Source organism: Melittangium boletus DSM 14713 (assembly GCF_002305855.1).
Taxonomy (GTDB): Bacteria; Myxococcota; Myxococcia; order Myxococcales; family Myxococcaceae; genus Cystobacter; species Cystobacter boletus.
Genome location: NZ_CP022163.1, coordinates 3,407,696 through 3,421,779 on the forward strand (window position 1 = coordinate 3,407,696; position 14,084 = coordinate 3,421,779).

The following is a 14,084-nucleotide window of genomic DNA, read 5'->3' on the forward strand; positions in this document are numbered from 1 at the left end:
CCGAGACGTCACGAGGCCAGCGCCGTCATCGGTTCGGCGGCGTGCGCCACCAGGGGAAGCAACAGGGAGAAGGTGGTGCCACGGCCGGGCTCGCTGCTCACGCGCAGCTCGCCGCCCATCTTGCGCACGATCGCGTGACTGATGGACAGCCCCAGTCCCGTGCCCGCGCCAGCTGGCTTGGTGGTGAAGAACGGATCGAAGATGCGCGGCAACACCTCGGGGGCGATGCCATGGCCCGTGTCCGAGACATCCACGCGCACGAAGCCGCCCTCGCGCACGGAGCACACGCGCAAAGTGTGGCCCCGCGAGGAGCCCTCCGGCATGGACTGCAACGCGTTGACGATGAGGTTGAGGAAGACCTGGCTCAGACGGCTCTCGCTGGCGAGCACCGGAGGGAGTTCCGGCTCGTAGCGCTTCTCCAGCCGCGCCGTGCTTCGCTGCTGGGGCTCGGCCATGCGCAGCGCGAAGTCGAGGCTCGCGTTGATATCCACCGGGGTGAGCGATTCCTCCGAGGTGTGTGAGAAGAAGCGCATGTCGTGCACGATGTCGCGGATGCGTCGGCAGCCCACGAGGGATTCCGTCACCACCTGATGGGCCTCTCCGAGCGAATGGCTCACAGCCGCCGAGGGACCGGGCAGGGACATCAGACGCCGCTCCAACCTCTCGAGCCAATCCCGCAGGTGGCTCAGGTTGGCGAGCACGTAGGCGATGGGATTGTTGATTTCATGGGCGATGCCCGCCGCCAGCACGCCCAGGGACGCGAGCCGATCGTTCTGGAGACTCTGCCGCTCCAGGAATCGCTTCTCGGTCAGGTCATGCCCCACCAGGAGCAGCCGCCGCGAGGCACCCACCTCCTGGAGCGAGCCCGTGAGATCCAGGGACACCCGCTCGCCCCGCGCGGAGCGCAGCCCCAGGTCGTTCACGCGCACCGAGCCCTTTTCGAGCAGTTCCTCGAGCGCCTCGCGCACGAGGACCCGCTCGCCCTCCGGCGCCAGCGTTTCGAGATTCGCGCCGAGGACCGTCGCCGCGTCACGCCCGAGCAGCCGCGCCGCCACGGGATTGAACTCCAGCACATGCCCCGCCTCGTCGAGCAGGAAGACGGCGTCTCCCGAGGACTCCAGCAGTTGGCGGTTGCGCGCCTCGCTCTGCCGCACCCGCAGGCGCAGGCGCATCAACAACTCCACCTGGCTCCGGAGCGCGAGCAGGTGACGGCGCTGCACCTCGCTCAAGGTGCGCGGCACGGAGTCAATGACACAGAGCGTGCCCAGCAGGAAGCCGTCCTCGGAGCGGATGGGCACACCGGCGTAGAAACGGATGTGGGGCGCTCCCTCCACGAGCGGACTGGTGGCGAAGCGCACGTCCTGGAGGGCGTCCTCGATGACGAACACCTCCTGCTCCTGCTCGATGGCGAAGGTACAGAAGGAGATGCAGCGCGCCGTCTCCGACACGCCCGGCAGACCCACGTTCGCCTTGAACCACTGCCGCTCCCGATCCACCAGGCTGATGAGCGCCACGGGCACGCCGCACAGGGTCGCCGCCAACTGCACGATGTCGTCGTACTCGGGCTCGGCGGCCGTATCGAGGATGCCGTGCCGATCGAGAGCGCACAGACGATTGTCTTCGTACAGGAGACCTGGGGAAAGCATGCCCCGCGATATGGGTCCGCCCCCCCGCCAGAGGGCAGTACACCCCGTGCGTTGTGTAGGAAAAGGGGCACTGGCAATGTCAGCCCCACGACACCCGCCCGCCTCGACTGACGCGCCGCGCAACCTCTGACGCGGCGCGGCAATGCCGACCTGTAGCAACTTCAATCCGACATGTACGACAATATAGTCAAATTGAGCATTTAATCTCCCCCCGACCTCCCGAGACGCCCATGACCGCCATCAACTCCAACCGGAGCGCACTGCCCCAGACGACCCCCGCGTCCAAGAAGTCGCTGTTCAATCCCATCGACCTGGGCAAGGCGGTCATCGACGGCATCAAGGACATCCCGAAGAACATCGAGATGGGCAAGGACGTCTTCGAGGCCACGACGATGCGCGAGCTCAGCCGCATCTTCGGGGGGGACGCGAAGCCGGACCGCATGAGCGATGGGGCGCTCTTGGGCGCCGGGGGCCAGCAGTACCCGGCGGGCACGCCGCTCGGGCAGATCTCCGGGGTGATGCCGAAGAACAACCCCAACCCGAACAAGACCATCCTCTACACCAACGGCATCATGACGCCGGCCGAGGGCCAGCTGCGTGAGATGCAGGCCATCGCGGACCGCTCGGGCGCGAAGGTGGTGGGCGTGCACAACGCCACGCAGGGGCTGGTGACGGACCTGGCGCAATGCGTGACGGACAAGCTGGACAAGGGCAGCAACCCGGCCGTGGATTCGCTGGCGAACACCGTCTACAACGAGCTCAAGGCGGGCCGGGAAGTGCACCTGATGGGCTACAGCCAGGGCGGCCTCATCACCGCGCGGGCGCTCAATGACGTGCAGCAGCGCCTGCGGTTGGAGGACGGCTTGTCCCAGGCCCAGGCCGAGAAGCTCATGGGCAAGCTGAGCGTGGAGACGTTCGGCGCCGCCTCCACGCGCTACCCGGACGGCCCCCAGTACGTGCACTACATCAACGACGCGGACGCGGTGCCCACGCTCACGGGCCTGGGCGGCAGCGTGGATCCGCTCGCCTTCCTGAAGGACGCGGGCAAGGGCGCCGTGGTGCACCGCTTCACCGACGGCAACGCCAACCTCATCAGCAACCACATGCTCGACACCCTGTACATGCAGCACCGGGTGCCCTTCGAGCAGGCGCGCCAGAACCAGTTCTAGCCGCCCTCGCCCGTGAAGCGGTGCTGCTTCGCCGTGTCCCGCATGAGGACATAGACGAGCAGCGAGCAGAAGATGCAGCCGGTCACGTACCAGAAGAACCAGGTCTCGCGGCCGACGTACTTGAGCCAGGTGCCCACGTACTCGGCCGTGCCTCCAAACACGGACACGGTGAGCGCGTAGGGCAGTCCCACGCCCAGCGCCCGGACGCTCGCGGGAAACAGCTCCGCTTTCACCACGGCGTTGATGGACGTATAGCCAGACACGATCACCAGCGCCGTCATCACCAGCAGGAAGGCGGTGAAGGCGTCGCGCGTGTGCATCAGCGCCGTGAGCAGCGGCACGGTGCACAACGTCCCCAACAGCCCGAAGCCCATCAGCACCGGCCGGCGGCCCACCCTGTCGGAGATGAAGCCGAACACGGGTTGCAGGAGCATGTAGAGGAACAGGGAGCCCACGGAGACGAGCGTGGCCTGGCTCCTCGAGAGCCCCACCGTGCCCACCAGGAACTTCGGCATGTAGACGGTGTAGGTGTAGAAGGCGAGCGTGCCGCCCATGGTGAGGCCCACCACGAGGAGCAGTTCCCTCGGGTGGCGCAACAGCTCGCGCATGGGGCTGTGCGGCCTGGCCTTGGCCGCCTCCTTCTGGAAGGCCTCCGTCTCCACCATGTTGCGGCGCATGTAGAAGCCGAACACCGCCAGCCCGGCGCCGATGAGGAAGGGCAGCCGCCAGCCCCAGTCCTGCAACTGCGCCTCCGTGAGCACCAGGCGCTGGAGCACCAGCAGCGTCAGCGTGGCGAGCAACTGCCCCATGATGAGCGTGACGTACTGGAAGGAGCTGTAGAAGCCCCGGTGGCGCGAGGTGGCCACCTCGGTGAGGTAGGTGGCGCTGGTGCCGTACTCCCCGCCGAGTGACAGACCCTGGAGCAACCGCGCGAGGACGAGCACGAGCGGCGCCAGGAGTCCCACCTGCTCATAGGTGGGACACACGGCGATGACGAGCGAGCCCAGGCACATCAACGACACGGACAAGGTCAGGGCGGCGCGGCGGCCGCGCAGGTCCGCGTAGAGGCCCATGACCCAGCCGCCGATGGGACGGATGAGGAAGCCGAGCGCGAAGACCCCCGCAGTGTTGAGCTGCTCGACGAGGGGGTTGTCGTGGGGGAAGAAGGACCTGGCGAAGTACAGCGAGAAGGCCGAGTAGATGTAGAAGTCGTACCACTCGATGAGGTTGCCGACCGAGCCGCCGAAGATGGACAGCAGGCGCTGGCGGACACCGGAGGTGGTGTCGGGAAGAGGCGGATTCACCCCTCCGCTTGTAACCCAAACCTCCCCCTCCCTCACCCGCCGGGAGCCCGGCTGGCGGCTGACCGCCCAACCTTGAATAATCCACGGATATCCCCGTCTTGAGGAGCAACTACCAGTTACTCCTCTTCCTCCTCGAAGGAATCCCCACCATGGATCGCATCCTGTCCTCGCGGATTGTCCGCACCCTGTCGTTGGTCGCCGCGGTGACCCTCCCCGGCTGTGTCATCGAGGGAGGCCATGGCCACAACAACCTGGTCGACAACACCCCCTACTACCCGGGGTGTCCCGCCCTGGACGGCGTGGGCAACTCGGGCCTCATCGGACTGTCGTCCTATCGCGGCCACGAGGTCTCCCTCGAGTCGTACACCTTCCCCGGCGAGTACGTCCGCCACTACAAGGGCCGCGGCATCCTCGGCCCCGTGCGCTCGTCCTACGATGGGGACGACGCCACGTTCCGGATCGTCTCGGGCCTGGCCGACAGCCGCTGCATCTCGTTCGAGTCCGCCAACTACCCGGGCTACTACCTGAACCAGAGCAACGGCGAGGTCTTCCTGGACGCATCGAGCTCCGACCTGGCCTTCGCCGAGGACGCCACGTTCTGCCCGCGGCCCGGTCTGGCGGACCCCTACGAGCTCAGCTTCGAGGCCTGCGGCTTCCCGGGCCTCTACCTCAACCACCTCGAGGGCTACCTCTACGTCGGGGATGAGCCGGGCTACGAGTTCGAGGAGGACGCGACCTTCCTGATCGAGGCGCCCTTCTAACCCCCGGGCTCAAATCCAGAAGGCGATGTCGCGCTCCTCGTCCGCCGGACCCGGACCGTGACCGCCTTCCAGGAGCCAGCGGCGATAGGCCTCGATGTCCGAGTGCAAGAGGTCCGCTTCGGTGCCGGAGAAGACGCCTCCCCCGGGGCCATTGAGCAACCCCTCGCGCTGGACCTTCATGATCTCCACGTCCTGGGTAATCACCTGGGTGGTGTACCAGCGCACCAGGGGCTTGAGGGCGTGGCCCACGAGCGAGCGCGGCAAGTCATACGGCAGCCGGTAGCTGATGGCCGTGTAGACGAGGCTGTCGGTGGGGCCGATGGGCGTGATCTGCGAGTTGATGACGAAGCCGCTGCGCTCGCCCCACAGGTAGTCCACGCGGGTGATGTTGGGCGCGACGTAGTGGTCCGTGTGGACCATGGGCATTCCGCTCGGGTTGAAGAGACGGCCGAGCCCCGACACCGTGTCCTGCTCCTGCTTGTAGGTGACGAGCACACTGCCCTCGGAGCGCTTCACCGTGGCGGGCACGCGCTTGCGCGCCGTGTTCCGGAACCACCCCTCGTGGACGAAGACCGTGTGCGGCACGTCCATGAAGTTCTCCACCAGGTTCGTCACCCCGTTGGGGAAGCGCGTCACCATGAAGTAGACGCTCCACTCGGGCTGGCCCCAGAACGGCACCCGGAAGGCGGGACGGCGGGCGCGCTGGGAGTCCCCTCCCATGAAGACGAACACCAGCCCGTCCTGCTCCAGCGTGTCGAAGCGCTGCAACCGGCCCAGGTCACACGGCCGCACCTGGAGGCCCGCGCGCGCATGGCCCCTGGCGTCGAGCGATTCACCGCACTGGGACGGCCCGAGTGACGGCACCTCCACCACCGCGCCCGAGCCGTCATACACCCAGCCATGGTACGGGCAGCCCAGGCGCCCATCGAAGACGGCTCCGGCGGACAGGCGCGCGTTGCGGTGCAGACACCGGTCGCGCAGGGCCACGGGCCGACCGTGCTCGTCGCGGAAGAGCACCACGTTCGTCCCGAAGAACGTGCGCGCCAGGGGGGCACGCGAGGTGAGCTCCGTGGAGAGACACGCCACGTACCAGTAGTCCTTGAGCGCGCCGCAGCGGGTGAGGTCCGCCTCGGCGTCCAGGTCCACGGTGGGGGCCGGAGCCGGCGCGAGCGGCGGCACGTCGCGGGGATTCCTCATGAGCGGGGCATTCCTTGTTGGGTGAACCAGGCCGTCCAACCGGGCTGCCGGTGGAGGTCCGCGGGTTTGATGTCTCCGGCCCGCTGGCCGAGCGCGATGCAGCGGGCCTCGTAGCGGCGCACGCCGTCGGTGACGCGCAGCACGCGCAGGGGCCCGAGCTGGCCGAGCTCGCGCGCGTAGCGGTAGTGGAAGCCTTCGCACAGGACGTTCTCCAGCGCGTGGGCGGCCTCCTCCAGGCGCGTCTCGGGCGCGTCCGTGTCCAGGAAGAGCCGGTACGCGGGCGGCGCGGAGGCCATCCACTCGGGTGCCATCATGGCGAAGGCCGGACGTTGGCCGAACAATCCCGGCAGCGTGGCGGCGAGCACGTGGGAGACGCGGGTGGCGGCCAGCTTCTCGCCGACCAGATCACACACGGAGTCGGCGCGGCCCAGGAAGCGCAGGCAGGGCGTGGCGCGGTGGAAGCCCTCGACCCGGACCAGGTCCCCCAACTGATAGCGCAGCAGTCCGCCGGACGTGGACATCACGACGGAGTAGGTGCGCCCCGTCTCCAACTCATGGGCCAGGCGGGGACGCGCACCAGGGTGCTCGGGGTCGACGAACTCGAAGAAGTGGCTGCGCACGGCGAGCACCGGCGCGGGGGCGGCGAAGAGCGGCAGCGTGACCACCCCCTCGGTGGCGAGCAGCCCCTTGCCCTGCACCTCGACGCCCGGGAAGTGACGGCGCGCGGCGTCCACGGCATGCGCCGCCTGGGCATCCGTCCACATGCTCAGCAGCGCGAGCCGGGGCCAGAGCACGGAACCTCTCGCGTCCAAGCGCAACGCCTCGCGGAGCACCCGGGCCCGCTCCGGCTGGGGCGTGAAGCGCATGCGCGACAACGCCTCCTTCACCTCCACGCTGTCCGGCACCGGGGGCCGGCACACCCCGCGCTCCAGGTCCTCCGCCAGGCGCTCGCCGTGCCGCTCCAGCGCATCCATCAGCAGCGAGAGGAAGCTCGGGTTCCACACACTGAGGAAGGCCAGGTCCGCGCGGGCCACGAGGAACCAGAGCGTCACGTACCGGCACGACTCCACGTCCGGCAGCAGCGCCACGGCCCCAGGCACGGCGAACACACGCGCGAGCAGCGGTTGCAGGGGACGGGGGAAGTACGCCGAGTCCTCCACGCTGCCCACGGGTGTGCCGCCCGGAGTCCGACCCTGCTTGCGGCCGATGGGCGAGATGGACCAGTAGCTCGGACCGGCGCGGACCGCCGGGCGCGCGTGCAGCACGTCGAACAGCATCGGCGCGAGCCCGTGGTGGAACTCGCTCAGCAGGCCCCGGGTGACGGGAATGTACTTGGACGCACCCGAGGAACCCCCCGAGGGCTCGAAGCGCAACAACGGCTCGCGGGTGAGCACGCGCGGCGCTCCCGCCTTGAGGGCCTCGATGTCCGCGAGCACCGAATCCGGAGTGGCGAGGGGCACCGCGTCCTGGAACTCGCGCGCGGTGCGCACGCGCGGGAAGCCCCGCACCCGCTCCGCCTGCGCGGTGCCCTGGACGGCGGCGAGGACGCGAGACAGACACCCGGCCTGGGCCCGCTCGGGACGCGCGAGCGCCCGGTGGAAGCGCAGCGCCGAGAGGGACTGGGCCGCCATCAGGCCCGACAACATCATGCCCGCGCTCCCACGCCCATCCACCGCAGGCCCCGGCGCATCCACAGGCGCACCTGCTTCACCAGGAAGCCCGTCAGCGCCCAGGCCACGTCCCTCGCGCGCAGCTCCGCGAGACACACCAGCTCCTCGCCCTCCACGTGGCCGGGGTTGCGCCGCGCGAAGTAGCCGATGTGCGGATGGCTCGCCGCCTCGCGATCAATGGGAGACACGCCCTCGCGCACCCGGTAGTGCGCGTCCGAGAAGCGCACCGTGCCCCGCTCCGCATCGAACTGCTCGCCGAACCAGCGCGAGGTCAAACCGCTCAGGAACGCCAGCCGCTCGGCGGGCGGCTGCCAGTCATGGCGCGGCACGGTGCGGGGGAAGTGGTTCACCGCCAGCAGGTAGGTCTTGTACCCGGCGCTCAAGAGCAACCAGAACAGCGGACGCAAGGGGCGGCGCAGCTTGCGCTGGAGCAGGAAGCGCGTGAAGCGGACCTGCAACTCCTTCTGTCCCCAGTAGTCGGGATGGATGACGGTGTCGCCGGAGAAGATGATCTCCACCGCGCGGCCCTCCATCCGTTCCTCGACGACGCGCAGGGTGCTGAAGCCCACCAGCTCCCCCGAGCGCCGCGCGGACAACAGGATGACGTACTGCTTGTCGGCCAGATCCCGGGTGAAGCGCTCGGCGCTGACGCCCGCGTAGCACACCTGCATCAGGGAGAGCATCTGCGCGCGCTGCCGCTCGGTGAGCGCGTCCCGGGCCACCGTGGCCCCCTTCAAGGCGGAAAACATGGGTGTGCCGTCTCCTCAGTGGCTGTCGAGCAGGGTCGCCGTGGTGGAGGCCTGACGGATGACGTGGTAGCGGTCGGCGTCGAGCCGCACCTGCTGCACCTCGCCCCCATACCAGTGGAGGGTGGCCGTCACGGGCCCCGCGTAGGTGCCCAGACCGAAGTGCATGCGCGGATCCGCCGACGCCCCCAGGCCTCCGAGCAACCCCATCTCCTGGACCTGCTCCACGCGCTGGCCCTCGTGCTCGTAGGACACGACGACCCGGGTCCCCACGGCGGCGCGGCTCGTGTGCGCGCCATGGCCCTCGAGCGACAGGCCCACGAAGTGCGCCGCGTCCCGCCCCGGTCCCTCCATCAAGGTGTTGCGGTAGACGGACACCGGCCCGTGCTGATTGGTGATGACGGCATCCAGGTCTCCATCGTCATCCAGGTCCGCGAGCAGCACGCCGCGCGAGTTGTCCGGCGCATCCAGGCCCAGCTCCCGGGCCACGTCCACGAAGTGGCCGGGCTTCTGGTCGCCGAGGTTCATGTACGCGCGCCGCGCCTCGTTCGGGTAGACGGTGCGCCCGCGGATGTCGCCCCACTTGTCCGCGTACGTGTGCACCTCGGGACCGGACTGCATCAACTTGTGGTTGATGTACCAATAGTCCTTGCGGCCCGAGTCGATGAGGTGATCCAACCGGTCATCGAGGTGGCCATTGGCCTGCACCAGATCCGGCCAGCCATCGTTGTCCAGGTCTCCCGCCGCCGCGCCCCAGCCAAAGCGCTGCTCGTTGAGCGCGCCCCGGAACGTGGCCTCGTCCTTGAACACGGGGACGAATGGATCCTCGCCCTTGGACAGCATCCACAGGAGGCTGCCCTCGGCCTGGAGCGAGTGGTGCACGTTGGACACGTAGACGTCCAGCCAGCCGTTGCGATCGAAGTCGGCCACGCTCGAGTTCATGCCCTTGTAGGTGTCCTTGCCAATCTGGCCGAACAGCGAGCCCCGGACGCGGCGGAAGTGACGGCCCTGCTCGTTGAGGTACACCTCGTCCGGACCGAAGTCGTTGGCGATGTACAGGTCCGTCCACCCGTCCTGGTTCAGGTCCACCGTGCTGACGGCGAGCGACCAGCGCGTCTCCTGGAGCCCGAGCGCGGCCGAGTCCAGCTTCTCGAAGGTGCCATCGCCCCGGCCCCGGTAGAGCGCGTTGAGCCCACCGTTGTCGGCGTCATGCCAGCCGTTGTGCATGAAGCGCAGCATGCGGCGGTCATCGGGGTACTCGGGCTCGGGCAGCTTGAAGAGGTTGAAGGGCGTGGGCGTGGCGTAGCCCGGCAGGTGCGTGGTGAGGGCGTTGGCCACGAAGAGATCCAGGTGCCCGTCCCGATCGAAGTCGAGCATCGTCACGGCGATGCTCACCGAGTGGTCTCCCACGCCGGCCTTCGTGGTGACGTCCTCGAAGGTGGCGCTGCCCGTCTCGCGCAGCATGTTGCGCAAGAGCCGCGAGGGACCGAACGCCACGGCGATGGCCAGGTCCTGATCCCCATCCCCGTCGTAGTCCACGAAGGTGCCGCCCGAGGCGGTGCCCTCGCGGGTGTAGTTCGCGGCGATGGCGTCCAGGATGGGCATCCGCACGCGCTCGAAGCGCAGGTCCCCCAGGTTGCGGAAGAGCGCCGCGCGATCCCCCTCGGCCTTGAGCGGATTGGCGAGGAACAGGTCCAACTTCCCGTCCCCATCGAAGTCCCCGGCGGCCACCGCGTCGCCCACGCTCAGCACCCACTTGGACACGTGCAGCACGCGGGGATCCACGTGCGTGAGCACGTCCCCCATGGTGGAGCCCAGCCCCGTGTGCGAGGCCTCCAGGCGCTCCATGTGGAAGGGGAGCGGGCGCGCGTGCTGGGTGGGCGCCACGACGAACACGTAGCCCGCGGCGAGCGCCACGCCCAGGCCGCCCACCGCCCCGAGGCGCTTGAGCGGACCGGGGGACACGAGGCCCGCGAGGTAGTCCCGGGCTCCTTTTCGCCACAGGGCCCGGCCGTGCAGGAAGAGGAAGCGCGCCGTGGCGCACGTGAGCGCCGCGTAGAAGAAGGTGAAGACGCTCTCCTTGAGGTGGAGCACCAGGTCCACCAGTGTGAGCGCGAACGCGAGGATGACCTGATCCCGGGGCCGCTTGGGCGACGTGCCCGGGTCGGTGATCATATAGAAGGTGAAGATGAAGAACGGCGGCGAGCCCAGCGTGCCCAGGAAGAGCACTTCCGGAGGCAGGTGGTGGCGCATGATGTACGCGCGCAGGGCCGTCTGCAGGGCGTAGAAGCCGAGGAAGCTCACCACCAGCCACGCGCGGCCCACGCGGAAGAAGAAGAGCACCAGCGCCGCCATGAGGATGAAGGCGCTGAGCGCCACCTCGCCATTGGCCCACTGGTAGGCGGGCGCCGCGGTGATGAGCTCGCGCGTGAAGAGCAGCGACGTGGCCACGCCGAACATGGACGGGTTGAAGACGTGGCGGCCCTCGAAGGTGAGCACGTACTTGGAGCCGATGGTGAGCCACACCGGCAAGAGCAGCAGCCAGCTCGAGTGGGAGTAGTTGAGCAGGAGCGCCAGCGAGCAACACGAGATGTACGCGCTGAGTGGAAACACCTTCTCGCGGCGCAAGAGCCAGGTGAGCCCCGCGTCCAGCACGCTGCCACTCACGACGATGGCGGCCATCTGCGCGGGGCTGCGGTTGAAGCCGAAGAAGGAAAAGCCCAGCACACCGTACAGGGTGAGGATGGCCGCGAAGGGCAGGCGCGGATCATTCCAACGGGGCCAGATCCACCCCCACCGAAGGGCCTGGGGCCGCACCGGGTGTGCTATCGACTGCTCGGCATTCATGATGGGGCGCCTCCGAAGCGCGCGGCGAGACTGCCGTGACCCCGTCCCCCTGTCCAGGCCGCCCGGGACTTGCATCCACCCTCGCGAGCCTGCTCACCATCCGGGCCTCACATGCTCTCTCCGCTCTCGCGCCTCCTCCTCCCGTGTCTCGTCGGCCTGTGCGTGCTCGCGGGCGTGCTCTTCTGGCGCCAGCAGAACGTGAAGAAAGCCCAGGGCGGCCGCATCTCCCCCCCCAAGATGGCGTGGCTGCTCTACGCCGTCTTCGTGTGGTTCCTCCTCTGTCCACTCGTGGCCAGTGACGCGGGCGTGCATCCCCACCTGCGGCTCGTGCTCGGCGGTTTCTCGGCCTTCATGTGGGCCCGCGGCGCGGTGGAAATGTACATGCTCTACGTGACCCGGAATTGGCGGCCGCCCTACGGCATCACCCATGACGTGCTGAGCCTGGCGCTCGTGCTCGGGGGCCTTGGCTTCTATGCCGTGCGGCGTGACGCACCGCCCTCGCCCCTGGACCTGTGGACGCTGTGCCTGTTGGCGCTGGTGGCGGTGACGCTCGTCATCGAGGTGGTCTACGCCGCGCTCTTCTTCCACGCCGTGGAGGGGCGGACCACCGGCGAGGACGGCATCTGGTTCGCCGACGAGGAGCAGGCACGCTTCCAACGCATCAACCGCATGACCTTCGCTTGCAATGTCCCGCTCTACGCGAGCCTCGGTGGACTGCTCGCGGTGGCCCTGGGACTCGGGAGCTGAGACCCACGCGGCGTTCAATCCTGGAACTCGTGATCAGGCCGCCATGTTTCCTTAACGTAGGATTTCTGTTAATAAGGCGTGCCTTTCCGCTCCGGGAAAACCCGAGGAGCCGGAGGATCCGGCCCTCGCCCTCCCTCTTCGAAGGATGGATGATGAAGGCCACGTCTCTTGACTCCCTCATGGCTCGCGCGTTGGTGCTGGGTGCGTGTCTTCTGACGGCGCCCGCCCTGGGGGCCAGCGGCGTCAAGGTGCTCGAACCCCGGCTGTCCACGGTGAAGCCCACCACGCCCGAGCTCGACGAGGAAACGCCCGTGGAGCGCGTGGTGGTGAAGTTCCACGAGGGCACCCGGGTCCGGCTGCGGCAGGGGATGATTCGCGCCATGAATGGCGAGCGGAGCCAGGAGGAGCGCGGCCGCATGGCGCGCTACAAGCTCTCCGAGGGCCGGCTCGATCAGGACCTCAACGAGGCCCAGCGGGTGATGAAGCGCTCGTGGCGCTGGGGCGTCCCGGAGCGGCTCTTCCGCCAGGACGAGGCCACCCTCGCCGAGCGCAAGCGCTCCGCCGAGAACCTGAGCGGCAAGGAGATGGCGGACCTGGACCTCTATTACGAGGTGCCGCTGGAGCCGGGCATGAAGGCCTCGGAGGTGGAGGAGCTCATCGCGCAGCTCAACGCCCTGGACAGCGTGGAGATCGCCTACGCGGAGCCCGTGATGTGGGCGGCGAGCGTGGAGGTGTCATCGGACCGCTTCTCCTCCAGTGCGCGCCATGACACACGCCAGGGCTACCTGGACGCGGCGCCCATGGGCATCGACGCGCGCTACGCCTGGACGGTGCCCGGCGGGAGAGGCGCGGGCGTGAAGCTCGTGGACGTGGAGGGCGCCTGGAACACCGCGCACGAGGATCTGCCGGACTTCTTCCACCAGGGGGGCACGACGTTCTCCGACGGGGAGTGGCGCGACCACGGCACCGCGGTGCTGGGCGTGGTGGCCAGCCAGTCCAACGGCTACGGCGTCACCGGCATCGCCCACGAGGCGTGGGTGGGCGGCCAGGGCATCGCCACCCAGAGCATGGCGAGCGCCATCCACCACGCGGCGCGCGCGGTGGGCCGGGGCGGCGTGGTGCTGGTGGAGCTGCAGGCGCCCGGTCCCCGCGCCATGAAGAAGTGCGCCTGCAACCAGAGCCAGTGCAACTACGTGCCCCTGGAGTACTGGCGGGCCAACTTCGACGCCATCGCCCAGGCCACCGCGCACGGCGTGCACGTGGTGGAGGCGGCCGGCAACGGCGGCGTGGACCTGGATGACCCCGTCTACCGAGGCGCCTTCAACCGCGCGGTGCGCGACTCGGGCGCCATCCTCGTGGGCGCCAGCGCCTCCACGGACCATGCGCCCACGTGCTGGACGAACCACGGCAGCCGCGTGGACGTGCACAGCTGGGGCGAGAAGGTGGTGACGCTCGGCTACGGCGACCTGTCCGGCGCGAGCGAGAACCGCACCTACACCGCCACGTTCAGCGGCACCTCCAGCGCCGCGCCCATCGTGGCCGGAGCGGTGGCCTCGTTGCAGGGCGCCGCGCGCGCCGCGGGCAAGGGCCCCATCCGGCCGCGCGTGATGCGGGAGCTGCTGCGCGCCACGGGCACGCCCCAGGTGCCGGGCCCCAAGCACATCGGCCCCCAGCCCAACCTGCGCGCCGCCATGCCCCGGCTGCTCTCGCGCTAGCGCCGCCGCCGTCCGCCCCCCAGGGCGAGCAGCAACACGCCGCCCACCACCCCCGCGCCACCGATGGCCAGGTCGCGCTGGGTGCGGTCGGAGTAGCGCCCGGTGACCTTCTGCGTGGCGCGCTCCACGAACGAGTCGGTGGCGCGATACGCGGTCGCCAGGAACACGGTGCCTGCGACGATGAGCATCAAGCCCAGGATGCGGACAATTCCCACGGCGTCTGTCCTCTTGGTGGTGAAGGAGTGTCTGGAAGAGTGTCGGGCACCCTACACTCTCATGACC

The 14,084-nt window shown here is 68.9% G+C and carries 11 protein-coding genes; 4 read left to right on the forward strand and 7 right to left on the reverse strand.

Features of this window, described 5'->3' with window-relative positions:
* Nucleotides 1-8: 8 nt before the first annotated feature.
* Complete coding sequence (locus MEBOL_RS14315; RefSeq protein ID WP_095977951.1) at nt 9-1,646, reverse strand: sensor histidine kinase; 1,638 nt, start codon at nt 1,644-1,646, stop codon at nt 9-11.
* A gap of 230 nt (nt 1,647-1,876) precedes the next feature.
* Between MEBOL_RS14315 and MEBOL_RS14320 the strand changes: the two genes are divergently transcribed.
* The gene (locus tag MEBOL_RS14320; RefSeq protein WP_095977952.1) at nt 1,877-2,815 is read left to right on the forward strand and encodes a hypothetical protein; all 939 of its coding nucleotides are present in this window, start codon (nt 1,877-1,879) and stop codon (nt 2,813-2,815) included.
* Here MEBOL_RS14320 and MEBOL_RS14325 read toward each other — a convergent pair.
* Nucleotides 2,812-4,119 carry an MFS transporter gene (locus MEBOL_RS14325; protein WP_245919756.1) on the reverse strand — a complete coding sequence of 436 codons (1,308 nt, stop codon included), beginning with the start codon at nt 4,117-4,119 and terminating at the stop codon, nt 2,812-2,814. The two genes, MEBOL_RS14320 and MEBOL_RS14325, sit on opposite strands and share 4 nt — an antisense overlap.
* Nucleotides 4,120-4,268: 149 nt before the next feature.
* Here MEBOL_RS14325 and MEBOL_RS14330 point away from each other — a divergent pair, with 149 nt between their 5' ends.
* On the forward strand, nt 4,269-4,880 hold the full coding sequence (locus MEBOL_RS14330; RefSeq protein ID WP_157774957.1) for an AbfB domain-containing protein: 612 nt from the start codon (nt 4,269-4,271) through the stop codon (nt 4,878-4,880).
* A 9-nt stretch (nt 4,881-4,889) separates the two neighbouring features.
* Here the strand turns inward: MEBOL_RS14330 and MEBOL_RS14335 are convergent, their stop codons facing one another.
* Genes MEBOL_RS14335 through MEBOL_RS14350 form a run of 4 tightly spaced genes read right to left on the reverse strand, consistent with a single transcriptional unit; the run spans nt 4,890 to nt 11,340 of the window.
* A complete protein-coding gene (locus MEBOL_RS14335) occupies nt 4,890-6,077 on the reverse strand; it encodes an aromatic ring-hydroxylating oxygenase subunit alpha (protein WP_095977954.1) in 1,188 nt (395 codons plus the stop codon).
* Nucleotides 6,074-7,726, reverse strand: coding sequence for a GH3 auxin-responsive promoter family protein (locus MEBOL_RS14340; RefSeq protein ID WP_095982786.1), 1,653 nt, complete (start codon nt 7,724-7,726; stop codon nt 6,074-6,076). The genes MEBOL_RS14335 and MEBOL_RS14340 overlap by 4 nt, the downstream gene beginning before the upstream one ends.
* Nucleotides 7,723-8,496 (reverse strand): hypothetical protein, encoded by a 774-nt coding sequence (locus tag MEBOL_RS14345; protein WP_095977955.1) that lies wholly within the window; start codon nt 8,494-8,496, stop codon nt 7,723-7,725. The genes MEBOL_RS14340 and MEBOL_RS14345 overlap by 4 nt, the downstream gene beginning before the upstream one ends.
* A 15-nt stretch (nt 8,497-8,511) precedes the next feature.
* Nucleotides 8,512-11,340 carry an FG-GAP-like repeat-containing protein gene (locus MEBOL_RS14350; protein ID WP_095977956.1) on the reverse strand — a complete coding sequence of 943 codons (2,829 nt, stop codon included), beginning with the start codon at nt 11,338-11,340 and terminating at the stop codon, nt 8,512-8,514.
* Nucleotides 11,341-11,451: 111 nt separating this feature from the next.
* Here MEBOL_RS14350 and MEBOL_RS14355 point away from each other — a divergent pair, with 111 nt between their 5' ends.
* Complete coding sequence (locus MEBOL_RS14355) at nt 11,452-12,087, forward strand: hypothetical protein (protein WP_095977957.1); 636 nt, start codon at nt 11,452-11,454, stop codon at nt 12,085-12,087.
* A gap of 179 nt (nt 12,088-12,266) precedes the next feature.
* The gene (locus MEBOL_RS14360; RefSeq protein WP_245919758.1) at nt 12,267-13,802 is read left to right on the forward strand and encodes a S8 family peptidase; all 1,536 of its coding nucleotides are present in this window, start codon (nt 12,267-12,269) and stop codon (nt 13,800-13,802) included.
* Here the strand turns inward: MEBOL_RS14360 and MEBOL_RS14365 are convergent.
* On the reverse strand, nt 13,799-14,017 hold the full coding sequence (locus MEBOL_RS14365; RefSeq protein WP_095977959.1) for a DUF3185 family protein: 219 nt from the start codon (nt 14,015-14,017) through the stop codon (nt 13,799-13,801). The genes MEBOL_RS14360 and MEBOL_RS14365 overlap by 4 nt on opposite strands.
* Nucleotides 14,018-14,084: the final 67 nt, after the last annotated feature.

Excerpts from the sequence above, each read along its gene's own strand:
- MEBOL_RS14315 (WP_095977951.1), bottom strand. The coding sequence starts at position 1,646 with ATGCTTTCCCCAGGTCTCCTGTACGAAGACAATCGTCTGTGCGCTCTC.
- MEBOL_RS14320 (WP_095977952.1), top strand. The coding sequence starts at position 1,877 with ATGACCGCCATCAACTCCAACCGGAGCGCACTGCCCCAGACGACCCCC.
- MEBOL_RS14330 (WP_157774957.1), top strand. The coding sequence starts at position 4,269 with ATGGATCGCATCCTGTCCTCGCGGATTGTCCGCACCCTGTCGTTGGTC.
- MEBOL_RS14335 (WP_095977954.1), bottom strand. The coding sequence starts at position 6,077 with ATGAGGAATCCCCGCGACGTGCCGCCGCTCGCGCCGGCTCCGGCCCCC.
- MEBOL_RS14340 (WP_095982786.1), bottom strand. The coding sequence starts at position 7,726 with ATGATGTTGTCGGGCCTGATGGCGGCCCAGTCCCTCTCGGCGCTGCGC.
- MEBOL_RS14345 (WP_095977955.1), bottom strand. The coding sequence starts at position 8,496 with ATGTTTTCCGCCTTGAAGGGGGCCACGGTGGCCCGGGACGCGCTCACC.
- MEBOL_RS14350 (WP_095977956.1), bottom strand. The coding sequence starts at position 11,340 with ATGAATGCCGAGCAGTCGATAGCACACCCGGTGCGGCCCCAGGCCCTT.
- MEBOL_RS14355 (WP_095977957.1), top strand. The coding sequence starts at position 11,452 with ATGCTCTCTCCGCTCTCGCGCCTCCTCCTCCCGTGTCTCGTCGGCCTG.
- MEBOL_RS14360 (WP_245919758.1), top strand. The coding sequence starts at position 12,267 with ATGGCTCGCGCGTTGGTGCTGGGTGCGTGTCTTCTGACGGCGCCCGCC.